The 25,623-nt window shown below is 47.5% G+C and carries 19 protein-coding genes and 1 pseudogene; 9 read left to right on the top strand and 11 right to left on the bottom strand.

Annotated elements, in window-relative coordinates; genetic code table 11:
- Nucleotides 1–6 precede the first annotated feature (6 nt).
- The 10 genes and pseudogenes from QFZ48_RS04595 to QFZ48_RS04550 all read right to left on the bottom strand — a co-directional run bounded on the left by QFZ48_RS04595 (nt 7) and on the right by QFZ48_RS04550 (nt 12,122).
- The gene (locus tag QFZ48_RS04595) at nt 7–579 is read right to left on the bottom strand and encodes a hypothetical protein (protein WP_429045396.1); all 573 of its coding nucleotides are present in this window, start codon (nt 577–579) and stop codon (nt 7–9) included.
- Between the two features lie 63 nt (nt 580–642).
- Complete coding sequence (locus QFZ48_RS04590; protein WP_429045398.1) at nt 643–1,074, bottom strand: phosphohydrolase; 432 nt, start codon at nt 1,072–1,074, stop codon at nt 643–645.
- Nucleotides 1,075–1,130: 56 nt separating this feature from the next.
- A pseudogene (gene nagB / locus QFZ48_RS04585) lies at nt 1,131–3,062 on the bottom strand (glucosamine-6-phosphate deaminase); the annotation flags it as partial.
- 235 nt (nt 3,063–3,297) lie between these two features.
- Nucleotides 3,298–5,592: a beta-N-acetylhexosaminidase gene (locus tag QFZ48_RS04580; protein WP_429061309.1), complete on the bottom strand. Its 2,295-nt coding sequence runs from the start codon at nt 5,590–5,592 to the stop codon at nt 3,298–3,300.
- A gap of 20 nt (nt 5,593–5,612) precedes the next feature.
- Nucleotides 5,613–6,380, bottom strand: coding sequence for an endonuclease/exonuclease/phosphatase family protein (locus QFZ48_RS04575; protein ID WP_429045401.1), 768 nt, complete (start codon nt 6,378–6,380; stop codon nt 5,613–5,615).
- A gap of 7 nt (nt 6,381–6,387) precedes the next feature.
- Nucleotides 6,388–7,272: an alkaline phosphatase gene (locus QFZ48_RS04570; protein WP_429061307.1), complete on the bottom strand. Its 885-nt coding sequence runs from the start codon at nt 7,270–7,272 to the stop codon at nt 6,388–6,390.
- An 83-nt stretch (nt 7,273–7,355) separates the two neighbouring features.
- Complete coding sequence (locus tag QFZ48_RS04565) at nt 7,356–8,111, bottom strand: copper homeostasis protein CutC (RefSeq protein ID WP_429045404.1); 756 nt, start codon at nt 8,109–8,111, stop codon at nt 7,356–7,358.
- Nucleotides 8,112–8,176: 65 nt separating this feature from the next.
- Nucleotides 8,177–9,232, bottom strand: a complete 1,056-nt coding sequence (locus tag QFZ48_RS04560; protein ID WP_429045406.1) for a N(4)-(beta-N-acetylglucosaminyl)-L-asparaginase — start codon at nt 9,230–9,232, stop codon at nt 8,177–8,179.
- A 36-nt stretch (nt 9,233–9,268) separates the two neighbouring features.
- Nucleotides 9,269–10,234, bottom strand: coding sequence for an ROK family protein (locus tag QFZ48_RS04555; RefSeq protein WP_370909712.1), 966 nt, complete (start codon nt 10,232–10,234; stop codon nt 9,269–9,271).
- A complete protein-coding gene (locus tag QFZ48_RS04550) occupies nt 10,206–12,122 on the bottom strand; it encodes an MFS transporter (protein ID WP_429045408.1) in 1,917 nt (638 codons plus the stop codon). Before QFZ48_RS04550 ends, QFZ48_RS04555 begins: the two co-directional genes overlap by 29 nt.
- A gap of 198 nt (nt 12,123–12,320) precedes the next feature.
- Between QFZ48_RS04550 and QFZ48_RS04545 the strand changes: the two genes are divergently transcribed.
- Both QFZ48_RS04545 and galK read left to right on the top strand, forming a co-directional pair.
- Entirely contained in the window at nt 12,321–13,643 is a 1,323-nt protein-coding gene (locus tag QFZ48_RS04545) for a sugar MFS transporter (RefSeq protein ID WP_429045409.1), read from the top strand.
- 109 nt (nt 13,644–13,752) lie between these two features.
- Complete coding sequence (gene galK / locus QFZ48_RS04540) at nt 13,753–14,898, top strand: galactokinase (RefSeq protein ID WP_429061305.1); 1,146 nt, start codon at nt 13,753–13,755, stop codon at nt 14,896–14,898.
- 219 nt (nt 14,899–15,117) lie between these two features.
- Here the strand turns inward: galK and QFZ48_RS04535 are convergent, their stop codons facing one another.
- Nucleotides 15,118–16,512 (bottom strand): Gfo/Idh/MocA family protein, encoded by a 1,395-nt coding sequence (locus QFZ48_RS04535; RefSeq protein ID WP_370909716.1) that lies wholly within the window; start codon nt 16,510–16,512, stop codon nt 15,118–15,120.
- A gap of 319 nt (nt 16,513–16,831) precedes the next feature.
- Here QFZ48_RS04535 and QFZ48_RS04530 point away from each other — a divergent pair, with 319 nt between their 5' ends.
- The 7 genes from QFZ48_RS04530 to argB all read left to right on the top strand — a co-directional run bounded on the left by QFZ48_RS04530 (nt 16,832) and on the right by argB (nt 25,621).
- Entirely contained in the window at nt 16,832–18,892 is a 2,061-nt protein-coding gene (locus tag QFZ48_RS04530; RefSeq protein WP_429061304.1) for an alpha-L-fucosidase, read from the top strand.
- A 740-nt stretch (nt 18,893–19,632) separates the two neighbouring features.
- Nucleotides 19,633–20,412, top strand: a complete 780-nt coding sequence (locus tag QFZ48_RS04525; RefSeq protein WP_370909718.1) for a GNAT family N-acetyltransferase — start codon at nt 19,633–19,635, stop codon at nt 20,410–20,412.
- 50 nt (nt 20,413–20,462) lie between these two features.
- The gene (argG, locus tag QFZ48_RS04520) at nt 20,463–21,653 is read left to right on the top strand and encodes an argininosuccinate synthase (RefSeq protein WP_370909719.1); all 1,191 of its coding nucleotides are present in this window, start codon (nt 20,463–20,465) and stop codon (nt 21,651–21,653) included.
- Between the two features lie 11 nt (nt 21,654–21,664).
- Nucleotides 21,665–22,648: an N-acetyl-gamma-glutamyl-phosphate reductase gene (gene argC, locus QFZ48_RS04515; protein WP_429045417.1), complete on the top strand. Its 984-nt coding sequence runs from the start codon at nt 21,665–21,667 to the stop codon at nt 22,646–22,648.
- Nucleotides 22,649–22,679: 31 nt separating this feature from the next.
- Nucleotides 22,680–23,807 (top strand): aspartate aminotransferase family protein, encoded by a 1,128-nt coding sequence (locus tag QFZ48_RS04510; RefSeq protein WP_429045418.1) that lies wholly within the window; start codon nt 22,680–22,682, stop codon nt 23,805–23,807.
- Between the two features lie 72 nt (nt 23,808–23,879).
- Nucleotides 23,880–24,830, top strand: a complete 951-nt coding sequence (locus tag QFZ48_RS04505; protein ID WP_429061302.1) for an N-acetylornithine carbamoyltransferase — start codon at nt 23,880–23,882, stop codon at nt 24,828–24,830.
- Nucleotides 24,831–24,832: 2 nt separating this feature from the next.
- A complete protein-coding gene (argB, locus tag QFZ48_RS04500; RefSeq protein WP_370909722.1) occupies nt 24,833–25,621 on the top strand; it encodes an acetylglutamate kinase in 789 nt (262 codons plus the stop codon).
- Nucleotides 25,622–25,623 lie beyond the last annotated feature (2 nt).

Here is a 25,623-nt window from a genome sequence, read left to right as displayed (position 1 = left end):
GGTTATTTATTTTTTATCACCAGCTTCTTCATCCCATTCGTCGTCTTCTTCCCAGTCTTCATCCTCTTCCCAGTCATCGTCTGCATCATCATCGTCAATCAGTAAACTTTGTTCTGAACCAGGTTCTATATGGCTTTCCCGCCAGTGAGCCACAATCTCGTCAGCTTTCTTTTGCACGGGGCTAAAGTCGGCAATAGGCGATCCTTCAAATTCAACTTCTACCTCAGGTAAGGCCTGGAGGGCATTGAAGCAATCCTGCAGTAAAGTGATAGTTGCGGGAGCATTGCGTAATGCGCTGTAAGATAGCCGGATAGCGTCGAACGGACCGCTGTTATGAAATACTTCTTCCCCGTTGATCATGGGGAAAAGCCATATCAGTACGTCGTCGCCTGATTCTTCGCTGTTAAGGATACCAAAAAAATCATCGAGTTGTTCAAAACCCAATGGGGCCAGTTGTGCGAATGCTTTGTTCCTGGCCGGAAATTTAGGATTCTCTTCTCCTGTAATTAAGAATAATTCACCGAACCTGGGCTTCTCTTTTGCAGCGAACCTAAAGTCAATGAGGATATCGTTTTCCATTGATGGCTATTCTGTTTTCTACTGTAATTTAATAGTTTAATCGGAAGGCGTTGAAAAAATATTCTACTGGATAACGGCGGCCGCTATCCGGCGGTAAGCGTGCAGGTATTTGTTCAGGCGGGCAATATCTTTTTCCTGTACATCGGTCATACGCCTGATATCCATGTTATCCGTCAGGTCGTTGAGTTTAACCATACAGGCCAACCGGTTCTGGAGGGTACGGTCTACGAAGTGGTGGTAGTCTTCGTCTTCATCCAGTTTGGTCACACAGTAAAGTGCCGCCAGCAGGTGAGGGGCCAGTCCTTCTTTTTCGAGGGCTTCAAAGGTCCAGTCGGTGTCTTCTACCACATCATGCAGTACACCCACTATCTTTTCATCTTCGGTACGGCCCATTTGCATTACCCGGAATACATGCCCTATATAAGGCTGTCCGTATTTATCCACCTGGTCTTTATGCGCGGTGGTGGCTATTTCTATGGCTCTGCTCAGATTCATATAAAAAAATAAAGGGACTGCGATGGTTATCACAGTCCCCTAAAATTATGATTTATTTACATAAAATGATAACGTACAAATGCTTCCATGGCGGCATACTTCTGTAAGCCCAGGCGGTCGTACAGGTCGGCCGTGTTGGCGTTACGGTCTTCCGCACGCTGCCAGAATTCGCGGAGATCGGTTCCCTGGAAAGGCACCACATCTTTCTGACTCTGGTGAATGAAGATACCCAAACGCTTCTGCATTACCTGGTCAGGACTCATTGGAACAGCCATTTCAATTTCATGTACTTCCCATTCCTGCCATGCGCCTTTATACAGCCATACCCAGCAATCTTTCGCCCAGTCCTCTGTTTTCACAATTTCCAGTGCGGCAAAGATTACATCCAGGCACACCTTATGCGTTCCATGCGGATCGGCAAGGTCACCGGCACAGAAAATCTGTTGCGGCTTCAGTTTACGAAGCAACTCTACGGTCAGCGCCACGTCTTCTGGTCCCATGGGTTTCTTTTCCACCAAACCGGTTTCATAGAAAGGGAGGTTCATGAAGTGGGCGTTTTCTTCCGCAATACCTACATAACGGCAGGTAGCTTTTGCTTCACAACGGCGGATCAAACCTTTGATAGCGCGGATCTCAGGAGTATCTTTCTGGCTCGGCTTCTTGGTGCGGATGAAGGCTTTCGCTTCATCCAGGATCAGGGAGCTTTTGCTTTTATCAATATCGAACATACCTTCAAAACCTACGGCAAAGTCGATGAAACGCAGCAGGAACTCATCTGTTACGGCTATGTTGCCGGAAGTCTGGTAAGCTACATGCACATCGTGGCCCTGCTCATGCAGGCGGATGAAAGTACCGCCCATAGAAATGATGTCATCATCGGGATGCGGAGAGAAGATCAGCGCGCGCTTTTTAGCGGGTTCTGAACGCTCGGGGTGATTCGGTAACTGCGGACCGGGCTTGCCGCCAGGCCAGCCGGTAATGGTATCACGAATGGCGTTAAATTCTTCGATATTCAGCTCATAGGCAGAACCATACTGTACGATCAGGTCGTTCAAACCGTTTTCGTTATAGTCCTTATCGGTGAGCATCAGGATAGGCTTGTTCAGCTTCAGCGCCAGGCTGGTTACTGCTTTGCGGATCAGACCGGGCGTCCATTCGCAATCGCCGGTGAGCCACGGTTCGTTGAAACGGGTCAGCTCTGCAGCTGCCTGTTCGTCGATCACAAACTTGCAGTTTGAATGCTGTTGCAGCAGGGAAGCAGGCACCTGGTCGGTACTGTGTCCTTCTACCGAACGGCGAACGATTTTGGATTTATGGGAACCCCATGCCATCAGTAAGATACGTTTTGCCTTAAAGATGCTGCTGAGACCCATGGTGATAGCCAAACGGGGCACCTGGCTCATATTCGGAAACTCGTACGCATTGGCCAACCGGGTGCTGTTGTCCAGTGTAACGAGACGGGTGTGTGAATTAATATTGGCGCCTGGTTCGTTAAAACCAATGTGGCCGTTGTTGCCAATACCCAGCACCTGGATATCGATACCGCCTAATTCTTCAATACGTTTGTCGTAAGCCTCACAATATTTCTTGATCTGGTCCTTTGGAATAGTACCATCCGGAATGTTGTATTGGCCTTCAGGGATATCAACATGATTGAACAGGTGCTCTTTCATAAAGCGGTTATAGCTCTGTAAAGCATCCGGCTCTATAGGATAATATTCATCCAGGTTAAAGGTGATGACGTTTTTAAAGCTGAGTCCTTCTTCTTTGTGCAGACGTACTAATTCTGCATACAGATATTTAGGAGTAGAGCCGGTGGCCAATCCTAAAATACATTTTTGGCCGGCAGCCTGCCTTTCGCGGATCAGCGCGGCAATTTCCTGTGCTACTGCTTTGGAACCTTCTTTGGCAGAAGGGTGAATTTCCACAGCAATTTGTTCAAAGCTGTCGATCAGTTCGATTTCCTGATGATTAATCGTCATTTGTAAACGTTTTTGATTAGATGCGGTTTAAAAACGAGCCGGAAAATTAAAGAATTTACTGCTAATGCGCATTATTATTTAGCAATATTTAAATTATATTTCTTTTAGCTTGTAATAAACCAATTAATATTTGATCTCGTTAATATGTTTAGCATACAGCGGTTGAAGGCCGTATCATATATTTTGGTGTAGGAGTCATAAAATGAAAACCGTTCCGCATTTGCCGGGACGGTTTTCGATTTTAGTCTATAATAAGTTCATCTGCAAACAACCATGCGCCGTTGCCTGCTCCTGCTGCACCGGCAGGTATCTTACCAAAGTTCTGCATCTGCACCTTCACAAAGCGGCCGCGAACAGCCTGCAAATGGCCCCTGATCTTGTTGATGCCCTGCTGCGCAAAGGTGTTTTGCTTGTATTCTTCTTTAAATGTTTTACCATCGTCAGATACAGAAAACACTACCTGCTTCGGTGGGTAGATCCAGTCGCCCTTTACATTGATCGTATTAATGCCTACCAGGTGAATATCCTGCACACTGTCCAGCTCCACTACTGCTTCCATATCCGTTCCTTTAAAGCCAAACCACTCGTTGTCGTTATAAGCAGCATTGCCTTCCACTCCATTTACCAGCGTAAAGGTCGTCGCAGGACGGTGAGCAGCATCTGCTGCGGAAGCCATGCTTACCTTTTTAGCCAGTGCTTTGTGAAACAGGAAGGTTTGACTGTATTCGTTACCAAAAGGTTTGCCATCCAGGAATACCTGCGCGCGGAGTGTGCCGCTGCGGGTAATCTGTACAGGCGCTGTATAAGGAGTCGCCTGAGGGGTAGGGGCAGTACTATCGGTGGTGAAAAATATTTTACCGCCATCCAGTTTTGTATTCAGTACTACTGCTACACCGCCTTTGCTATTATCGGTTACTTTACCGGTAACTTCAAAAACATGCTTGGCATAATTTACCTTTTTCAGGTCGAGCCTTTTTACATGTACTTTTAAACGGTCCACGAAGTTGTCGTAGTTGCGTTTATCCTTGGGCGACCACAATACTTCTGATAATGCAGCTGCACGCGGGTATACCATGTATTCCAGGTAGTTGGTATTGTTGATGTATTCTGTCCATACGTTAGCCTGTGCACCTTTAATGTATTTGGCTTCCTCGCTGCTCAGCTCTGCGGGTATGGGTTCGTAGGAATATACCTGGCTTACCGGCAGGAATCCGCCTATTGCCAGTGGTTCATTCGTGCCTTTGGACTGGTAGTGGTCAAAGTAGCAGAATTCGCCCGGCGTCATAATCACATCGTGCTTTTGTTTGGCTGCTGCAATGCCGCCCTCAATGCCTCTCCAGCTCATCACCGTAGCGTTGGGTGCCAAACCGCCTTCCAGGATTTCATCCCAGCCGATGATCTGCCGGCCTTTGCTGTTCAGGTATTTCTCCATCCGCTGGATGAAATAGCTCTGCAACGCATGCTCATCTTTCAAACCTTCCTGCTTCATGCGCGCCTGGCATTTAGGACATTTTTCCCAGCGTACTTTGGGAGATTCATCACCGCCGATGTGGATATACTTGCTGGGGAACAACGCCATCACTTCATCCAGTACATCCTGCAGGAAAAGATAAACGCTGTCGTTGCCGGCGCAGTATACATCGTCGTACACGCCCCATCGGGTGCCTACTTCATACGGGCCGCCGGTGCAGCCCAGGTTGGGATATGCGGTAAGCGCTGCCAGCGAATGACCCGGCATTTCAATTTCAGGAATCACCGTGATGAAATGATCGGTAGCATACTGCACTACTTCTTTCACCTGCTCCTGTGTATAATAGCCGCCATAAGGCTTGCCATCGTATTTATTGTCGGCATAACGGCCGGCCATGGTTTCTTTTCTTTTGGAAGCCACTTCCTGCAGGCGCGGATATTTCTTTATTTCAATACGCCAGCCCTGGTCTTCTGTCAGGTGCCAGTGAAACGTATTCAATTTGTGCATTGCCATCAGGTCGATGTACTTCTTAATAAAATCAACAGAAAAAAAATGGCGACCCACATCCAGGTGCAGCCCGCGGTAAGCGAAACGCGGCGCATCGGTAATATTCACACCCGGTACAAACATGGCGCGCGCTTTTTCTACCGGCAGTAACTGGATCAGCGTCTGTACGCCATAAAAAGTGCCGGCGCTGCTGTTACCTTTAATGGTGATGTTGTTGTGAGTCGCAGCAAGCGTATAGCCTTCTGCGTTAGCACTGTCATTGCCGGTCTGTAACAGGATTGCATTTTTATCTCCCTGGTCTTTTACTGCCAGTTCATACCCGGTCAGTTCTTTGAGCCAGGCATTAAATAAAGCGGCTGTTTTTTTGTCGCTTTCATTATTGGCAACAATCACCGTTTGCTTGTCCAGTAAAAAAGAATCAGCTGTTTCGCTGACACTGGCAGGCATAGGAATGATGCTCACACTGCCTTTGGGCGCGGAGGGCTGCTGAGTGGTACAACTCCACAGTCCTGCTGCTGCCATCAGTAAGCACAGGTGAATTACTCTTTTCATTGTCATATAATGGATTGTTTTTTCTCTTATTTCATTTCAAGTTCGCACAACACCGGGCGATGATCAGATGCTACTGTTTCTTCAATGACACGTGCGCCGGTGATCGTCCACCGTTGTTTGGGAGCAATCATGATATAGTCCAGTTTTATGGTCGGTGAATCGGAAGGAAAGGTTGGTCCCATCAGGCTGCTGGCATCCGTAAATACCTGTTTCAGTACTTTTAGTTCCTTTGAGGCCGGCAGGGCGTTGAAATCGCCGGCAATAATCACCGGAGTAGCCGTGGCCCTGAAATAGTCTGCCAGTGCATTTGCCTGGGCAATACGGTCGGTAGCCTTTCTGCCTGCATCCAGGTGAGTGGTCACAAACTGCAGTGAACTATCTCCCGGCAGCTGAACGGTAACAATACCGGCGGCCCTGGGCTCATTGCCTTTTGCAGAAGGTAACATCATGGTAGTATTACTGCTGATAGGGAAACGGGATAGAATGCCGGTGCCGTAACCGCCGCCATCAAAATCCATTGATTTGGCAAAATAAGTGTACATGCCGGTGATGGAAGCCAGTTCTTTCAGCTGATCACTCTGGCTGGTACGGCCGGTAACACTGTCTACTTCCTGCAACGCCACCAGATCGGGATTAGTGGCCAGTATTACATTGGCAATTCCCTGAAGATCCAGCACCTGTTTCATGTTTTCCCCGTGATGAATGTTGTAGGTAAGCACCTTTACTTTTTGTGTTTGCGCAAAAAGGGTGCAACCTGCAAAACATACCACCGTTAAAAGCAGCATTTTTTTCATATCAATATCATTTGAACGCTTCCGTCACTGGCCTTCCGGTCCACACCTGCGGTGTTTTCAACCCAAAGATCCAGGCAAGAGTAGCAGCGGTATCGTAGGTCACCACACTGCTTTTGATCTCTTTATTTTTTGCCACGCCAGGGCCACGGATGATCCAGGGAATCTGCATTTCTTCCATCGTTTTGCCGCCATGTCCTTTCTTGATGCCGCCATGATCGGCCGTCAGCAGGATGATGGTATTATCCCACATCCCTGCATCTTTCACTGCCTGCAGAATTTTTCCCAGCAACACATCATTCTTTGCTACCTGGTCGAAGTAAGGCTGTATATTATGACCAATATTATGCCCGGTTCCATCGGGTTCATCAAAATGGATGAACAGGAAGTCCGGTTTCTTTTCTTTGATATATGCTACAGCCGCCGCAGTAGCGAGGCTGTCGTTGTCGTGTGTGCCAAGCTCTTTGTTGACCGCTGCTTTTGGAAACAAATAACCGATACCCTCCCAGCTGTAAATAACGCCTATCTCTGCCTTTGGTTTTTGTTCACGTAAAATCGTGTATATAGATGGAAACATACCATACTGATCCAGCTCGCGGGAAGGCAGTTCCGGTTTCCGGCTGTCCCATTCTGTATAACCGTGTACTTCAGGACCGGCGCCCATCACCATAGAGGCCCAGTTAACCGCACTTGAGGAAGGCAATACACTGCGGGCCTGTAAGGTCCACGCACCGTCCTGCATCATTTGTTTCATGTTGGGGTTGTCCACTTTCGGAAAACAGTAAGCGCCGAAGCCATCCATGCCTATCAGGATAACATGCTTTACCCCTTTGATCTGTGCCTGCGCGAAGAATCCGCCAAGCAACAAACCTGTTGCAATGATCAGTTTTTTCATTTTCGTTGTTCACTTTTAGGCTGACACACGTCAGCCTGCAATTAATAATGGGTTTTCAATAAATCTTTAGCTAAACAGAGCGACTAAGATAGTAATGTTTTCTCTCCTATTTCACGTATTAATGTTACTTCTTTTTTCTGTGTGGCAGAGATGCCATACTCAGGAACGCCGGGAATGCCGCCCATGCTCACATTGGGATTGCGATAGATCATCCCGCTTTCTTCATAGGCTTTTGCGGAAGTATGATATTCCGTAACACCTGTAGCGGTAATCAGCTGGGCAATATTGCTGGCACGAACACCGGAACCGGCCATAATAGCGATGCGGTCGTTCGCCCTTTCCACCAGCTCTTTCAATAGAGACGCGCCTTCCAGCGCAGTATTGCGCGCACCCGAAGTAAGGATCCGTTCACAACCGATGGAAATGATATCTTCCAGGGCTTCAAACGGGTTGTCTGTCATGTCAAAGGCGCGGTGAAAAGTAACACCCATCGGCCATGCCAGGTCAACAAGTATTTTGCATCGTTGTTTATCTACCCGGCCATCAGGCAGGAGGATACCAATTACCACACCGTTGCAGCCCAGTTGCTTGCTAAGCTCAATATCACGTTTCATTACTTCAAATTCCAGGTCGGAGTAAAGGAAATCGCCACCACGCGGGCGGATAATAGGGTAGAGGTCTATTTTTACTTTTTCCCTGGCCAGCGCAATGGCACCATAGCTGGGCGTAGTACCGCCTTCCAGCAGGTTGTCACACAGTTCTATCCGGTTTGCGCCGCCTTCTTCCGCTGCAATGCAGGATGCTACTGATCCTGCACATATTTCGAGGGTGAAAGACATAAAAAATAGCTTTTGAAAATGAGGTATCAGTACAGGGATCAGCCACAACGGCTGATCCCTGTCTGCTAAAAATGATGTTTCCCGTCAATTAGCACATTGCTGGTATCACTGGTGCACACCGCATAGCTAAAGCCTTTCTGGAGGCAATAAGCGCCATGCTCTCCTTTTTTATTGAGGGCCAGGAAACCAACCTGGATTTCTTTTGCTTTGGAAGGACTTCTTTTCACAATACGGTCTACTGCTTCTTTACAGGCCTTTTCCGGCGGATATCCCTGACGCATCAGTTCCACCACCAGGTGGCTGCCTACTATTTTGATCACTTCTTCGCCAACACCAGTGCTGGTAGCAGCGCCAATTTCATTGTCTACATACAATCCTGCGCCGATGATGGGAGAATCGCCCAGGCGGCCATGCAGCTTAAAGGCCATGCCGCTGGTAGTGCAGGCGCCGGACAGGTTGCCGTCGGCGTCCATTGCAACCATGCCTATTGTATCGTGGTTGTATGCATTCCCGGGCAGCATCAGCGGATTAAATGCGGTGGCGCCGTTGGTGGGCGTATACGATTTGTTTTCTATGTTGATGACAGGCTTATATTCCGATGTTTTCAACCATTCTTTCCATGCTTTTTCTGATTCAGGCGTCAGCAGGTTTTCCTTCTGGAAGCCATTGGCCAGTGCAAACTGTAAGGCGCCATCGCCTACCAGCATTACGTGCGGTGTTTTTTCCATCACCAGGCGGGCTACAGAAATAGCGTGGGTTACATGTTCCAGCGCGCCTACAGAGCCGCAGTTGCCATGTTCATCCATGATACAGGCATCGAGCGTAACACGGCCGTCGCGGTCGGGGTAACCGGAGAAACCAACGGTGTGGTTGTTGGGATCTGCTTCCGGTATCTTTACGCCTGCTTCCACAGCATCCAGTGCGCGGCCGCCTTTCTTCAGTACCTCCCACGCAGCAGCATTGGCTGCACGGCCAAAGTCCCACGTAGATACCACAATCGGCTTTCCTTTTACCGGTCCGCGTTTCCCCTGTGAACGTGCAGGCGTTCCCGTTACTCCGTCCAAAGAGAAAACAGCGGCGCTAAGGGCCGCTGTTTTCAGGAATGATCTTCTATTACTCATATAAAGCATTTTATACTTTTCTGCTTCCGCTGAAAGCTAGTCTTTCATTTCCCATGCCAGTGCGCTGGCGCCCAGAATAGCTGCATCGCTTTCTTTCAGTTCAGAGAACAGCAATTTAACCTTATTCTGGAAAATAGGAAGCAGGTTCTTCTCCATATGCTCCCGTACCGGTTTCATGATGAGGTCTCCGGCTTTGGTTAAGCCGCCGAACAGCACAATCGCTTCCGGGCTGGAGAACATCACGAAATTGGCGAGGGCTTCACCGAGTATTTTGCCGGTGAACTCATATACTTCCCTGGCAAGCGGATCGCCTTCCATGGCTGCTTCGTAGATGAGCTTGGAATTGATTTCTTCGTTGGTATGCTCCCGCATGATGCTGGGCGTATCCGGGCGGTTAGCCAGGAATTCTATGGCGGTATTGGTAACGCCGGTGGCAGAAGCATACGCTTCCAGCGAACCATGTGCTCCGGTACCGGCATGCAGCCTGCCGCCAGGGATCACGATACAGTGACCCAGCTCTCCGGCAAAACCATCATGACCATAAATCAGCTGCCCGTTGGCTACAATGCCGCTTCCTACACCTGTACCCAGGGTGATCACGATAAAGTCTTTCATACCCCTGGCAGCACCATAAATCAGTTCTCCCAAAGCTGCCGCATTGGCGTCGTTGGTGAGTACGGTAGGCAAACCGAATTTCTGCTCCAGCAGACTGGCCAGCGGTACTACGCCTTTCCAGCGCAGGTTGGGCGCATATTCTATATTGCCGGTGTAGTAGTTGCCATTAGGAGCGCCTACCCCGATACCTTTCATGTTTTCGATGCCTCCCGCTTGTTCAATAAGCGCGGACAGGTGTTCGTGCAATTCATCCAGGAAGCCGGTTACATCTTCGTGCTGATTGGTTAACATCCGACCATCACATATAATATTACCCCTGCGGTCTACAATACCAAATTTGGTGTTAGTACCCCCGATATCAATGCCCACCGCTAACTGCTGACTCATAATCAATTCCTTGAGATTTTAAAATGGTTTTAACTCTAAATGCGAAGAACGCGAGATAAGCAAAGCACAGCGCCGGAATAACATAAGAGGCGTGGATACCAATGCTTGCAATGTCTGCCAGACCGCCCTGTACAGGAGGAATGAGCGAGCCACCGAGGATCATCATTACCAGGAACGCAGAACCCTGACCGGTATACTTACCCAGGCCTGCGATAGATAATGCGAAAATGCTTGGCCACATCACAGAGCAGAATAATCCGCCGCTGATAAATGCAAATGTAGCCAGCTGACCGGTGGTAAATAATCCGATCAGAACAGAACCAACACCCAGCAAACCAAAGATGGTGAGGGTTTTGGCAGGTTTGTCCTGGCCGGCGAAGAAGCCAATGATCTGTACCACTATACAGATGACATATGGATATAAAACACTGATATCATTGCCCTTGATGCTGTTGGCGCCGAGAATAACACCATAAGCCACAAAAGGAACAATTACACAGAGAATATTACGGGTGGTTTTAGATACATTAAATACGCTGATAGCACCGGTCCAGCGGCCAATCATCATACTTCCCCAGAACAGCGATACATAAGGATCCAGTTCTGATTCTGCCAAACCTTTTACAGTCAGGAAACCAGGATGCTTCAGCAATGCGCCGAGATTACTGGCAATGGATACTTCCACACCCACATATATAAAGATGGCCAGCATGCCCAGGATCAGCTGCGGATATTTCATGGCACCCCAGCCTTCACTGTTGTTGGCAGATGCCATCTTGGTATAGAAGAGGATACCGATAATACCCACAATACCGGCAATGAACATAGGCAATTCAAATTTCAGCACCAGCCCCATGAGGATCAGGATGAACATAAAGGTGATAGCCAGTAATGACTTAGTAGCTTTAGGAGAAGATTCAAAACCTTCTGTATCCTGGCTTTCCGGCATCTTCACAAAAGCAAAAATAGCAGCTGCAATCAGGAACAACGCAATGAGCAGGAAATATAAAGTATTGATCTTGCTGATATCCGTACTTACTTCGCCGCCCTTAATATTACCAAACAGCAACATGCTCACGATGATGGGTCCGATGGTAGTACCGAAGGAGTTGATACCTCCCGCGAGATTCAGGCGGTGTGTACCTTTGGCAGGATCTCCCAGTAAAATAGCAAATGGATTGGCAGCAGTTTGCTGCAGTGAAAATCCTAAGGCCACTATAAATAAAGCCATGAGGATAAGGGCAAAATATCCGAACGTAACCGTTTGTTTATAATCTGTATCCAGTACCGTAACTATCTTTTCCAGGTTGGCTTTTGTGAAGCTGGCAGCATATTGTTTATGCTCCTCATCTTTTGTAAAACCACCGGAAACTGCAGAAATTAACTGTGGATTCGTGGTGTACTTTTCAGCGGATTCATTGCTGCTGATCAGGAGCGAATAAGTGTCAGGGTCTTTCTCACGGCGGATCTTCACCTGCCTGTCGGAAGTCTGTAACTGCTGCTCTACCTGGAAACCGCTGATGTCAGCAATGGTTTCTTTAATAGGAACAATCTTTTCCTTATTCACACATGGAATCATAATCACGGAGCCAAGCACCGAAATCAGCAACCCGTAAATAATACCCTTCTTGTACCCGATCTTGTTGAGGATATCCACTTTTCTAGCAGTGGAAGCCAGGTACAGGATCAGTGAACCTATAAAATAGGCACTGTAAAAAGAGAAGTCGATCAGCTGCGACTCCAGCTGGGTAAGGTTAAAGTGAGATTTGCAAAATGGGATAAAGATACTGTTGGAGGCAGCCAGAAATCCCCAGAAAAAGAAAACCAGAATAAGCACAAAGAACGAAGGATGGGTGCTTTGTGCGTTTTGTTTTGATTGCTCAGTCATAAACGTGTTAAGTTACGGTGAAATTTTGCCGGTTAAATGTATAATTATTTTTTTAAAATTTTTTAAAAAGTCAAAATATTCTTGCAATTTAGTGATTGGGTAAAACGTTTTAGCAAAAATAATTGCGAAATATACAAGAAATATAAGAGAAGTTTAATTATGTTCGTGTTTATCAAAAAAAAATAATTCTGACAGCTTATGTCCAACCAAACAGTAACAATGAAAGTCCCTTCCAAACAGGCCGGGTATGCGCAATCAATGGCCATCATCGGCATATTGTTTTTCGTATTCGGGTTTGTTACCTGGCTCAATGGAACACTGATCCAGTTTTTCCAGATCGTATGTGAACTGAACGTTTCCCAGGCGCTGCTGGTAACCATGGCCTTTTATATGGCCTACTTCTTCCTCTCTATTCCTTCTTCCTTTATCCTGAACAAAACAGGTTTCAAGAATGGGATGGCCTTAGGACTCCTCATCATAGCCATCGGCTCCCTGGTATTTATTCCTGCCGCCAACGCACGCAGCTTTGCCATGTTCCTCACCGGCCTGTTCATCCAGGGCGCGGGATTATCATTGCTGCAAACCGCTTCCAACCCTTACGCCAGCATCATCGGACCAAAGGAAAGCGCTGCCAAACGTATCAGTATCCTCGGTATCTGTAACAAAAGTGCAGGCGCCCTGGCACCACTGATCCTCAGCTCTATTGTACTGAAAGGAGCCGACAAGCTGGAAAAAGATATCGCCGCTGCGGTAGATGCAGTTCAGAAAAATGCTTTACTCGATAGCCTGGCTTCCCGCGTAATCGGACCCTATGTAGCTATCGCTATCATATTAACTATACTGGCGTTTCTCCTGAAACGTTCTTCTTTACCGGAAATAGATACCAATTCGGAAGATGCTGCCACCGCCGCAGCTACCACCGGTAAAACAAGCGTATTCCAGTTCCCTCAGCTGTTGCTGGGCGTACTCTGCATCTTTGTTTATGTAGGCGTGGAAGTAATGGCCGGCGACGTAATCGGTCAGTACGGAAAAGCCCTCGGCATGAGCGTAGACGATACCAAGTACTTCACCACCTTTACCCTCGTTGCCATGCTGGCAGGTTATGTAATAGGCATCGCCACCATCCCGAAATACCTTTCGGGTAAAAAAGGATTGCAGATCTCTGCTATACTGGGCGTACTGTTTACTGTAGCCGCCTATTTCGCTACCGGCTTCTCTGCGGTAACATTCATCGCTTTACTCGGACTGGCAAACGCACTCATGTGGCCGGCCATTTTCCCAATGGCGATCGACGGACTCGGACGCTTTACCAAAATAGGCTCCGCCTTACTGGTAATGGGTATCGCCGGTGGTGGCGTAATCCCGCAGATCTATAGCGGTATGTTCGACCAGCACAGCATGTTCAGCTTCCTTTACAGCAGCAGCATCGATTTCAGACACGCATTCCTGTACTGCATGGTGCCCTGCTACCTGTACATCCTGTTTTATGCCCTGGTAGGCGACAAAGTAGGCAAGAATTAACTACTCCTGATATTTTTTGAAAGGTTGTTCCGATTTTCGGAACAACCTTTTTTTATTCTCAATCATTTTTATATTTTTAGGTGTAAATTTTACGTTTAATCATCTTTTAATGATACAAGAAACCAGGGAGCAGTTTATCCACTTATTTGAAAAAGAGCCACTGATGGTCGTTTCGCCCGGACGAATCAACCTGATCGGTGAACATACAGATTATAATGATGGTTTTGTTTTACCCGCAGCTATCGATAAAAAAATTGTATACGCCATCGCGCTCAACAATACTCAGCAATGTAATGTACACGCCGTTTTTACCAACGAAACCATGTCGTTCAGCCTGGACGAGGTGAAGCCAACCCCCGGATGGATCAACTATCTCATGGGAGTAGTGTATCAGCTGCAGGAACGCGGACTACCAGTACAGGGTTTCGATTGTGTACTGGCCGGCGATATTCCCGTAGGCGCAGGCATGTCGTCCTCCGCGGCAGTGGAAGGTGGCCTCGTGGCCGCACTGGACCACATCTTCGCATACGGATTGGATCGCATGCAAATGGCCCTCATCGGTCAGAAAGCGGAACATACTTTCCCCGGCGTAAAATGCGGCATCATGGACCAGTTTGCAAACTTGCATGGTAAAAAAGACCAGGTAATGCGCCTCGACTGCCGCAGCCTGGAATTTGAATATTTCCCTTTCAGCTTCCCCGATTACAAAATAGTGCTGTGCAATTCCATGGTACACCACTCACTCGCCTCCTCGGAATATAATGTACGCAGGCAGCAGTGTGAGGAAGGGGTAAAGGCCATCCAGGCAAATCACCCTGCCGTAAAATCCCTGCGCGATGCAGATATGAATATGCTCAACGAAGTACGCGCACAGCTTTCTTCCAAAGTATACGACCGCTGTAATTACGTGATCGCTGAAATACAACGCGTACAGGATGCCACCGCACTGCTCAGGAAAGGCGACCTGCAACAGTTTGGAGAATTGATGTATGCCACCCACGAAGGACTGAGCAAACTCTATGAAGTAAGCTGCCCGGAACTGGACTTCCTCGTATCTCTTGCCAGGGAAAGAAAAGAAGTGGCCGGCGCCCGCGTAATGGGCGGAGGTTTTGGTGGCTGCACCATCAACCTCGTAAAATCCGATCAGGTAGATGAATACGTCTCCTTCATCAAATCCCGGTACCAGGATCAATATGGTAAGGAGCCGGAAGTATATGTAACTATTATAGAGGAAGGGGTTTCCATTATTGACTAGGCGCCTCCGGCGCTTTTAAATTGTCTTGGAGCGCTGATTATACTGATTACTAAGATTTGATCATATTTGATTTTTAAAGATAAAGGGAGATAAAAGCGAATATCCGCTTCTATCTCCCTTTTCTTTTTTAAAATCCCGGAAAATCAAATCAAGGAAATCAGTATAATCAGCGTAATCAGCGCTCCAAGACAATTTAAAGCGCCGAAGGCGCTCCTCCGCTTAGTACTGGTCGTCCAGTGCGAAGATCGGCGTTCTGTTCATCCAGCGGCCACGGGTGAAGTCCGGAATGAATTGTACACTGCCACTTTCTGCCACGGATTGCTCACTCAGTGGAGTGATAGCGTACCAGGTAGCCATGTCGTATACATCCAGCGGGTAAGGTGCGCCACGTTTGATACACTCCAGGAAAGAGTTGAGTACAAACCAGTCCATACCACCATGACCTGCGCCTGCGGCATCGTTGGCATACTTTTTCCACAATGGGTGGTCGTATTTTCCAAAGTAGCTGTTGGCGTCTTTAAAGTCGCCGGTCTTTTCCCACTCGTCGTACTTACTTTTCTTTTCCACGTAAATAGATTCCTGGTCATCCATCCACAGGCCATTGGTACCCTGAACACGGAAGTTCAGTGAGTAAGGACGCGGGGAGTTGGTGTCGTGCGACAACATGATCGTTTCACCATTGTTGGTTTTGATCAGGGTAGACACGATATCGCCCAGTTTGAATTCTACTTTTGCATTTGGATGGTTTTCACCGCCATTGTCTACAATGTATTTATGCAGACCGCGGGATTTGGTAGCCACGGATGTCAGCGACAATAAACGGTTACCACGGTTAATATTGATATAGTTGTTGATAGGACCGAGGCCATGGGAAGGGTACAGGTCACCGTTGCGATGCACAGAGTGGTTAGTTCTCCACTTGGCTTCCGACAGCGCCTTTTCTCCGAATTCCACACCACCGCCGTAATACTGCTTGCCGTTGTTAAACTTAACGCCACGCAGATCATGCTGGTAGCCACCCTGTAAGTGGATAAGCTCACCAAATAAACCCTGGCGTACCATATTCAGTACCGCCATCACATCCCTGCGGTAACATACGTTTTCCATACCAAATACGGGGATGCCGGTTTCTTCACTGGTGTTTACCAGCTCCCAGCATTCCTGGATATCTGATGCGCCGCAAACTTCCACCGCCGGTGTTTTTCCTGCTTTCATACAGGCCACCGCCATGATAGAGTGCCATTCCCAGGGAGTAGCAATAATCACTGCGTCGATGTCGTCGCGTTTCAGCATGTTGCGGAAATCTTCCGGACCATTCGTGTATTCAGCTACTTTTCTTTTGCCGCCGTATACCTTTTCGATCATGGCACGTACCTTCGGGAGGGTGTAGGCGGTGTCAGGATCTGCGAAAGCAACTACTTCCGCATCTTCGCGATGGAGACAGAAATTCAGGTGACCGAGTCCGCGGGCGCCAACACCAATCAGACCAATTCTAACTTTTGGTTTCTTTTCGTTGGCAAATAATTTGGCAGAAGAGCCGAGCATAGAAAGTCCTACGCCAGCTGCTACCGTGTTTTTCAGAAAACTTCTGCGATGCAGTGGATTTTTATTCATTGTTCAAAGTTTATCAGCGTATACATTATACGTCTTAGGAGGGACTAAATTTATAAAAATTGATTTATCTAAACCAACCCAATAGGGAATAATCTTACATTTTTGTGATAAACGGCGAAGAATTGTGGCTTATTTCGCGCTACAGACGGGCGAAAGCGGATCAAGTCCACCTCAAAGGCGTATCAAAGGCGTATCAGCCTCGTGTCAAAGGCCGGTTTAAGCTAAAATTGAATTAATAATAGGGAATTTGAGATTGAATGATTCTGATTATCTGCTATATCTTCGCTCACATCGTAATCTGTAACTTTTATTTCCGGCAATGAAGAAAAACACGTTACTCCTCGCGGGGCTGCTAGGCTTTAATATGGCAATGGCCCAGGAAATCAAGCCCTATGGCGCCCTGCCTTCCAAAGCGCAGGTGTCCTGGAATGACATGGAATATTACATGTTCATTCATTTTGGTCCAAACACTTTCACCAACAAGGAATGGGGACATGGAGATGAAGATCCGAAAGTATTCAATCCTACCCACCTGGATGCCCGTCAGTGGGCACGTACCGCCAAAGCGGCCGGTATGAAGGGAATTGTGATCACCGCCAAACACCATGATGGCTTCTGCCTCTGGCCCAGCAAGTACAGCACCCACACTGTCCGCGAAAGCGCATGGAAAGATGGTAAAGGAGACGTGCTGGCAGAATTGTCTGCCGCCTGTAAAGAGTACGGTCTGAAGTTTGGCGTGTACCTCTCTCCGTGGGACCGCAACCATCCTGAATATGGCAAGCCCGGTTATAACCAGGTGTTCGCCAATACGCTCAATGAAGTGCTTTCCAGCTACGGCCCTGTGTTTGAGCAGTGGTTCGATGGGGCCAATGGCGGTAATATCAAACAGCCGTACGACTGGAACCTGTTCCACAGCGTGGTATATAAGAATCAACCCAATGCTGTCATCTTCAGTGATGTAGGCCCGGGTTGCCGCTGGGTAGGCAATGAGAATGGTATTGCCGGCACCACCAACTGGAGCACACTGAACGTAAAAGGTTTTGCACCAGGCGCCAACGGCCCGGCCACCAAATCACTCAATGAAGGTAATGAGGATGGCGAACAATGGATTCCCGCAGAATGCGATGTATCCATCCGGCCGGGATGGTTTTACAGCCCGGAAACAAACGATAAGGTGAAGTCCGTGTCCTCCCTGCTCGATATTTATTACGGCTCCGTGGGCCGCAACGGTAACCTGATCCTCAATGTGCCGGTTGACCGCGATGGTCTTATCCACCCCAACGACTCCACCCGCCTGATGGAACTGCGCCGTGTACTGGATGCATCTTTTAAAACCAACCTGGCAAAGCAGGCCGTAGTAACGGCTACTCATACACGCAGCAATAATAAAGCGGTGAAAGTGTCGCACCTGAATGATGGTACCAACAACACCTACTGGGCCACCACCGACGATGCCGCTGCTACCACTATTACGCTTACGTATAAACAGCCGGTTACGTTCAACAGGCTGGTGCTGCAGGAATATATTGCACTGGGGCAGCGTGTGAAAGCCTTCAACGTGGAAGTGCTGGAGCAAGGCGCCTGGAAGCAAATTGCCAATGAAACCACCATCGGCCACAAACGTATATTGCGTTTGAAAGATTACACCACCACCCAGGTGCGTATCAATATCATGGATGCCAAGGCGGCGCCGGTGATCAGCGAAGTGCAGCTCTATAAGGCGCCGGGATTGCTCACCCTGCCACAGATAGGCCGTACCGCCGACGGAAAAGTATGGATACACAGCGAATCCGGCGATACCGATATTCACTATACCCTGGATGGCAGCGAACCTACCGTGAAGTCGCCGAAGTATATATCTGCAGAAAGTACGGTTATCAACCTGCCCCTGGGCGGTGTGGTACACGCCAAAGCGTTCCTCGACAACGGCAAAACTGCCAGCGAAACCGTTACCGCTACCTTTGATATCGCTTCTGCCAAATGGAAAGTAATTTCCCCGGAAGCGGCCACCAAAGATAATGACCCTGCTAAAGCAATAGACGGCAATACCGCTACTATTTATGTGGCAGGCAATAAAGGATACCCGCATGAGTTGCAGGTGGATCTAGGCGAAACCCTTTCCCTGAAAGGATTTACCTACACTCCGCCCACCGGCGAAGGTATTATTTATGGTTACGGATTTTACACCAGCACCGATGGCAAAAACTGGGGCAGCCCGGTAGCCAGTGGTCAGTTTGCCAATATCAAAAACAACCCGGTACAGCAAACAGTGGCTTTCAAAAAGACTACCGCCCGCTATATCCGCTTTGTGGCCACTTCGCCCGCAGACGAAAAGCAGGCGCAGGCCGCAATTGCCGAGTTGGGCGTAATTACCCGGTAACACCGACGCGGATTTTGTCTTTCTCAGGATTACGCTGATTATACTGATTATAAGGATTTGATCATTTGGATTTTAAAGGATTTGGGGAGATAGAATTGGATATTCCATTTTTATCTCCCTATATACATTATCATATAATTAAATATATTTTCATATTAAAATCAGCATAATAAGCGTAATCCTGAGAAAGACAACCTCCGCTTATATCTCCCCAAATCCTTTAAAATCCAAGTGATCAAATCCTTATAATCAGTATAATCAGTATAATCAGCGTAATCAGCGAGAAAGACAACCTCCGCTTATATCTCCCCAAATCCTTTAAAATCCAAGTGATCAAATCCTTATAATCAGTATAATCAGCGTAATCAGCGAGAAAGACAACCTCCGCATTTGTTAAAATTCTTCTCTACCCAAAAAAAATTCGACTATTTAAAAGGATATTGTTATAACTTTGCGGATAATCTAAAACTAAAGACAATATTTATAACAATTTAACGCTGAACTGAAGTTGGAAAAAACCGCAACTCATACCAACATTTCTGCATATCATCCCGCTTTCATCGAGGGGGTATATTCTGTTGGGTTCAATGTCTTTAGATTTCTTTCCCGACGACCTAGAATTTGATAGCGCTTGTCTGAATATGACCGCTATCGCACCGCGATTCCCCAATCCTCCGGTGAACCTTTCCAGCAATGGAATTTCAAGTTAGTTTATTGATTCACGATTTCAATTTAAAAAGTTGGAAAATCAACATATCATCGTTAGGGTAGCCACTCCTGACGACGTTCACTATTCAAATACCATCACAAACGAGATGGAATCGTCTGCAAAAGCAAGAGGAACAGGCATTGCCAAGCGTTCTCCTGACTATGTAGAACTGAAAATGAAGGAAGGCAAAGCGGTAATTGCTGTTACCGACAAAGACGAATGGGTAGGCTTCTGCTATATAGAAGCCTGGGGTCATGAGAAATTTGTAGCGAATTCAGGTCTGATCGTTAATCCCGCCTTCAGAGGCCACGGTGTGGCTAAATCAATTAAAAAGAGAATATTCGAGCTGTCGAGAGAGAAATACCCAGATGCCAAGATCTTCGGCTTAACCACCGGGCTGGCAGTAATGAAAATCAACTCCGAACTCGGATACGAGCCGGTAACCTATTCCGAACTCACCGATGACGAAGAGTTCTGGAAAGGCTGCAGAAGCTGCGTAAACTTCGATATCCTCACGGCGAAAGACAGGAAAAACTGCCTGTGTACCGCCATGCTGTACAACCCGCTGGAAAAACTGAAGGAAGCAGAAGAGAAAGCAATGTCCGAAAAAGCCACTGCTGCTGCACCACAACCAGAGCCACAATTTTCCGTAAGCGCCAGCGGTCACATACACCACGCCAGACGCCGCCGCAGATTTAAAGGAAACATAAAGCTCTACGAGCGATGGTTACGTTTTAAAAGATTTGTTTTGCTGAAAAGTAAAAAAGAAGGTGGCGCCACCGGATCTAAAAAGAAATTTTTCCTGTTCTGACTACAGGATCGTCAATATTGTTATCTGGATTTATAAAAAAAGATGTCATAATGAAAAAAGTAGTACTGGGATTTAGCGGAGGACTTGATACTTCCTATTGCGTTAAATATCTGACCGAAGAAAAAGGATATGAAGTGCATTCAGTGATTGTAAACACTGGCGGTTTCTCTGAAGAAGAACTGCAGGAAATAGAAAAGCGCGCTTACAGCCTGGGCGTTAAAAGTCATAAAACTGTTAATGCAATACGTTCTTATTATGATGGTGTGATCAAATACCTCATCTTCGGTAATGTACTGAAAAATAATACCTACCCGCTGAGCGTAAGTGCGGAGCGCATGAGCCAGGCATTAGCCATCGCGGAATATGTGAAGGAAGTAGGTGCCGATGCGGTAGCGCACGGCAGCACCGGCGCCGGTAACGACCAGGTACGTTTTGATATGGTGTTCCATATCATGATCCCCGGCGTGGAAATCATTACCCCCATCCGTGACCTGAAACTGAGCCGTGAAGAAGAGATCTCCTACCTCAAATCCAAAGGAGTAGAAGTGAACTTTGAAAAAGCCATGTACTCTATCAACAAAGGTATGTGGGGAACTTCAGTGGGCGGTAAAGAAACACTGACCTCCAACGGTATGCTGCCGGAAGCGGCATGGCCTACCCAGCTCACAAAGCAGGGTGAAGAACAGGTGAAATTAACTTTTGAAAAAGGTGAGCTTACAGGTGTGAACGATAAAACTTTTGGTCATCCATCTGAAGCGATTCAATATTTACAAACCATCGCCGGTCCTTTTGCCATTGGCCGCGATATTCACGTAGGCGATACCATCATCGGTATCAAAGGACGTGTAGGGTTTGAGGCCGCTGCACCAATGGTGATCATCAAAGCGCACCACGCACTGGAAAAACACGTGTTAACAAAATGGCAGCTGAGCTGGAAAGATCAACTGGCGCAGTTCTACGGTAACTACATGCACGAAGGTCAGATCATGGACCCCGTGATGCGTGACATCGAAGCCTTCCTGCAAAACACCCAGGAAAATGTTTCCGGCGAAGTATTTGTTACCCTGATGCCTTACCGTTTCCAGGTTACCGGTATCAGCTCGCCTTACGATCTGATGAGCAGCAAGTTTGGTAAATACGGTGAAATGAACACCGGCTGGAGCGGAGATGATGTAAGAGGATTCAGCAAAATTTTTGGTAACCAGACAATGATCTGGCATCAGGTTAAAAATTCTATCTAAATCAGCAGGCAATGGCAAATGATAAAAAGATAAGAGCAGGAATTGTAGGCGGGGCAGGTTATACAGGCGGTGAAATGATCCGGCTTTTATTGAATCACCCGGATGTTACCATTTCGTTTGTACATAGCCGTAGTAATGCAGGCAATCCTTTGTATGCAGTACATGCAGATCTGCTGGGTGAAACAGAACAACTGTTTACCGGCGATCTCAGCAATGACATCGATGTGATGTTCCTTTGCCTGGGCCATGGCGAATCTAAAAAATTCCTCGAAGCAACCGATGTGGCTGCCCATGTAAAAGTGATTGACCTGAGTCAGGATTTTCGTTTAGGCGAAACCGTGAAGGACCGCACTTTTGTATACGGCCTGCCGGAAATGCAGCGCGATCTCATAAAAACAGCAAAGAACATTGCCAATCCCGGTTGCTTTGCTACCGGTATCCAGCTGGGCCTATTGCCACTGGCAAAAGCAGGTTTGCTCACAGAAGTGCATACCACCGGTATCACCGGTTCCACCGGAGCGGGGCAAAGCTTACAGTCGACCTCCCACTTTACCTGGAGAGCCAATAACATATCTACCTATAAAGTGCTGAATCATCAGCATCTGAAAGAAATACGACGAAGCCTGCAGCTGTTGCAGCCAGGCTTCAATGGTGAGGTGAACTTTGTGCCGGTACGCGGCGATTATCCAAGAGGGATCTGGGTAACCTCGTACCTGCAAACCGACTTATCGCTGGAAGACGCTGTGAAGCTGTACAAGGACTTCTACACCGGTCATCCGTTTACACATGTAAGCGATAAACAGATCGATCTGAAGCAGGTGGTAAATACCAACAAGTGTTTGATTCAACTGGAAAAAACCGGCAACAAACTGGTGATCCATTCCATTGAAGATAACCTGCTGAAAGGCGCCTCTGGTCAGGCAGTGCAAAACATGAACCTGATGTGCGGACTGGATGAAACCTCCGGACTGAAACTGAAGTCCATCGTGTTCTAAGTGTTTTTATCATTTTCAATTTATTGCCGACATGAAACTTTTCGACGTATATCCCGTTAACGATATCATTATAGAAAAAGCCCTGGGCTCCCATGTTTGGGATGACAAGGGCACACAATACCTCGACCTGTATGGCGGGCATGCCGTGATCTCTATTGGTCACACGCATCCACATTATGTAAAACGCCTTACAGATCAGCTGCATAAAGTAGGCTTCTATTCCAATTCTGTAAAGATGCCTTTACAGGAAGAGCTGGCCGCCTTGCTGGGCAAGGTGTCCGGTAAGGAAGACTATCAGCTGTTCCTGTGCAACTCCGGAGCAGAAGCCAATGAAAATGCCCTGAAGCTGGCTTCTTTTTACAACGGCAAAAAGAAAATCATCGCTTTTAAGAAAGCATTTCATGGCAGAACATCCCTGGCAGTAGCAGCTACCGACAATCCCAGGATTGTTGCGCCGGTAAATGAAACAGAGAACGTGGTATTTTTACCCTGGGAAGATGAAGCTGCACTGGAACAGGCTTTCCAGCAGTATGAAGTGTCATCCGTGATCATTGAAGGTATCCAGGGCGTAGGTGGTATCAATGTAGCCAGCGAATCGTTCCTGCGGAAGATCAGGAGCCTGTGTGATGCGCACAACGCGGTGTTCATTGCAGACTCCGTTCAGTGTGGATATGGCCGCAGCGGTAAGTTTTACTCGCACGATTTTGCAGGCGTAAACGCAGATATCTACAGCATGGCGAAAGGAATGGGAAATGGTTTTCCGATCGGGGCTATCATCATTGCACCTAAATTTCAGGCAGTGTATGGTATGCTGGGCACTACTTTCGGTGGTAATCACCTGGCCTGCGCAGCAGCGCTGGCAGTACTGGAAACCATACAGGCCGAAAAACTGATAGAGAACGCAGCTACAGTAGGTAACTATCTCATGGAACAGCTACGCACCTTTGATAAGGTAAAAGAAGTAAGAGGCCGTGGTTTGATGATCGGTATAGATCTCCCGGAAGAATTATCACATGTGAAAAAAGAACTGCTGCATACCCATAAGATCTTCACCGGTGAAGCCAAGCCAAACGTGATCCGTTTGCTTCCTTCCCTGGCGCTTACACAAGCCCATGCAGACCAGTTCCTGGAAGCATTCGGAAAAGCATTAAACAAATAAGTAAACAACCATGTACGGCAGGCAGTGTGCCTTTAACATCTTTCCACTGCCTGTTTAAAGCCTATAAGCGAAATGAAACAATTTATTTCTACAGCAGATGTTCCCAGTGTCCCGCGGTTAGTGGACATTGCGCTGAACTACAAGAAAGATCCTTTCAGGGATAAGGAATTAGGTAAGAACAAAACAGTGGGAATGATATTCCTGAATCCCAGTTTGCGAACACGTTTAAGTACACAGATCGCTGCAAAGAACCTGGGTATGGAAGCAATCGTGTTTAATATCGACAAGGAAGGATGGGCGCTGGAAATGAATGACGGTGTGGTGATGAACGGCAACACCACCGAACACGTGAAGGAAGCGGCGGCAGTAATGGGGCAGTACTTCGACATACTGGCCATCCGTACTTTTCCGGGGTTGAAGAATAAAGAAGAAGATTATACCGAGAAATATATTAACCAGTTCATTAAGTATGCCGGCGTGCCGGTAGTAAGTCTCGAAAGCGCTACGCTGCACCCTTTGCAGAGTTTAACAGACGTAATTACCATTAAGGAAAACTGGCAGCAAACCCGTAAGCCTAAAGTGGTAATGACCTGGGCGCCTCACGTAAAAGCGCTGCCACAGGCTGTTCCCAACTCTTTTGCACAATGGATGAACGCATGGGGAGAAGCCGATTTTGTAATCACCCATCCGGAAGGCTACGAACTGGACGAAAAATTTTCCGGTAACGCACAAATTGAATACGATCAGGATAAAGCCCTGCAGGACGCGGATTTTGTATACGTGAAAAACTGGTCTTCTTACAAAGACTATGGAAAGATCACCTGCACAGATCCTTCCTGGATGTTTACCAACGAAAAACTCAAGCTCACCAATGCTGCCAAGGTAATGCACTGTCTCCCGGTAAGAAGGAATGTAGTGATTGCAGATGAAGTACTGGACGGTCCCCAATCCATCGTTATCCGGGAAGCCGGTAACCGGGTATGGGCTGCCCAGGCAGTTTTGAGTGAAATACTCAAAGGATAATTATGATCGACTTATTCATTATCAAAGTAGGCGGAAACGTAATCGATAACCCGGCATTGCTGCAAACCTTCGTGGAAAAGTTTGCAGCAATTCCCGGTAAGAAAATCCTGATTCACGGCGGCGGCAAAATCGCTACCCGTATCGGTGATAAGCTGGGTATCGAATCGAAGTATGTAGACGGCAGGCGGATCACAGATGCAGACACCATCGACGTGGTGACAATGGTATACGGCGGTTTGGTAAACAAACAGCTGGTAGCCAAACTGCAGGCCAGTGGCTGCAATGCCATCGGTTTAACCGGTGCAGACGCCAACATCATCCCCGCTGTAAAAAGACCCGTAAAGGAAATCGACTACGGCTTTGTAGGAGATGTACGCACGGATATCTTGCACACCGGGCCGCTGAAAGCATTACTGGATACAGGCATCACACCGGTGTTTGCCCCGCTTACGCACGATGGTAAAGGCCAGATACTGAATACCAATGCAGATACCATCGCTTCTTCCCTGGCCATTGCTTTATCACAGCACTACAGCGTGCGGCTGATCTACTGCTTTGAAAAGAAAGGCGTATTGCGTGATCCTGCAGATGATGAATCCGTTATAAATCTTATCAACAAAGAAATTTACCAGCAACTGCTGGAAGAAAAAATACTGACAGAAGGGATATTGCCTAAACTGCAAAACGCTTTCGGGGCAATTGACAATGGTGTAAAAGAAGTGCTGATAGGGCATGCAGACGATGTTCTGAGCAATACAACCCCGAAAGTGGCAGGCACTCTAATATGCTAACC

The organism is Chitinophaga sp. W2I13, assembly GCF_050434005.1.
Lineage (GTDB): Bacteria > Bacteroidota > Bacteroidia > Chitinophagales > Chitinophagaceae > Chitinophaga.
The sequence above is the reverse complement of the archived record's forward strand: the minus strand, read 5'-3'. Positions and strand labels throughout refer to the sequence as shown.

What these genes read in the sequence shown, in the direction of transcription:
- QFZ48_RS04595 (WP_429045396.1), bottom strand. Translation starts at nt 579, where the DNA reads ATGGAAAACGATATCCTCATTGACTTTAGGTTCGCTGCAAAAGAGAAG.
- QFZ48_RS04590 (WP_429045398.1), bottom strand. Translation starts at nt 1,074, where the DNA reads ATGAATCTGAGCAGAGCCATAGAAATAGCCACCACCGCGCATAAAGAC.
- QFZ48_RS04580 (WP_429061309.1), bottom strand. Translation starts at nt 5,592, where the DNA reads ATGACAATGAAAAGAGTAATTCACCTGTGCTTACTGATGGCAGCAGCA.
- QFZ48_RS04575 (WP_429045401.1), bottom strand. Translation starts at nt 6,380, where the DNA reads ATGAAAAAAATGCTGCTTTTAACGGTGGTATGTTTTGCAGGTTGCACC.
- QFZ48_RS04570 (WP_429061307.1), bottom strand. Translation starts at nt 7,272, where the DNA reads ATGAAAAAACTGATCATTGCAACAGGTTTGTTGCTTGGCGGATTCTTC.
- QFZ48_RS04565 (WP_429045404.1), bottom strand. Translation starts at nt 8,111, where the DNA reads ATGTCTTTCACCCTCGAAATATGTGCAGGATCAGTAGCATCCTGCATT.
- QFZ48_RS04560 (WP_429045406.1), bottom strand. Translation starts at nt 9,232, where the DNA reads ATGAGTAATAGAAGATCATTCCTGAAAACAGCGGCCCTTAGCGCCGCT.
- QFZ48_RS04555 (WP_370909712.1), bottom strand. Translation starts at nt 10,234, where the DNA reads ATGAGTCAGCAGTTAGCGGTGGGCATTGATATCGGGGGTACTAACACC.
- QFZ48_RS04550 (WP_429045408.1), bottom strand. Translation starts at nt 12,122, where the DNA reads ATGACTGAGCAATCAAAACAAAACGCACAAAGCACCCATCCTTCGTTC.
- QFZ48_RS04545 (WP_429045409.1), top strand. Translation starts at nt 12,321, where the DNA reads ATGTCCAACCAAACAGTAACAATGAAAGTCCCTTCCAAACAGGCCGGG.
- galK (WP_429061305.1), top strand. Translation starts at nt 13,753, where the DNA reads ATGATACAAGAAACCAGGGAGCAGTTTATCCACTTATTTGAAAAAGAG.
- QFZ48_RS04535 (WP_370909716.1), bottom strand. Translation starts at nt 16,512, where the DNA reads ATGAATAAAAATCCACTGCATCGCAGAAGTTTTCTGAAAAACACGGTA.
- QFZ48_RS04530 (WP_429061304.1), top strand. Translation starts at nt 16,832, where the DNA reads ATGAAGAAAAACACGTTACTCCTCGCGGGGCTGCTAGGCTTTAATATG.
- argG (WP_370909719.1), top strand. Translation starts at nt 20,463, where the DNA reads ATGAAAAAAGTAGTACTGGGATTTAGCGGAGGACTTGATACTTCCTAT.
- argC (WP_429045417.1), top strand. Translation starts at nt 21,665, where the DNA reads ATGGCAAATGATAAAAAGATAAGAGCAGGAATTGTAGGCGGGGCAGGT.
- QFZ48_RS04510 (WP_429045418.1), top strand. Translation starts at nt 22,680, where the DNA reads ATGAAACTTTTCGACGTATATCCCGTTAACGATATCATTATAGAAAAA.
- QFZ48_RS04505 (WP_429061302.1), top strand. Translation starts at nt 23,880, where the DNA reads ATGAAACAATTTATTTCTACAGCAGATGTTCCCAGTGTCCCGCGGTTA.
- argB (WP_370909722.1), top strand. Translation starts at nt 24,833, where the DNA reads ATGATCGACTTATTCATTATCAAAGTAGGCGGAAACGTAATCGATAAC.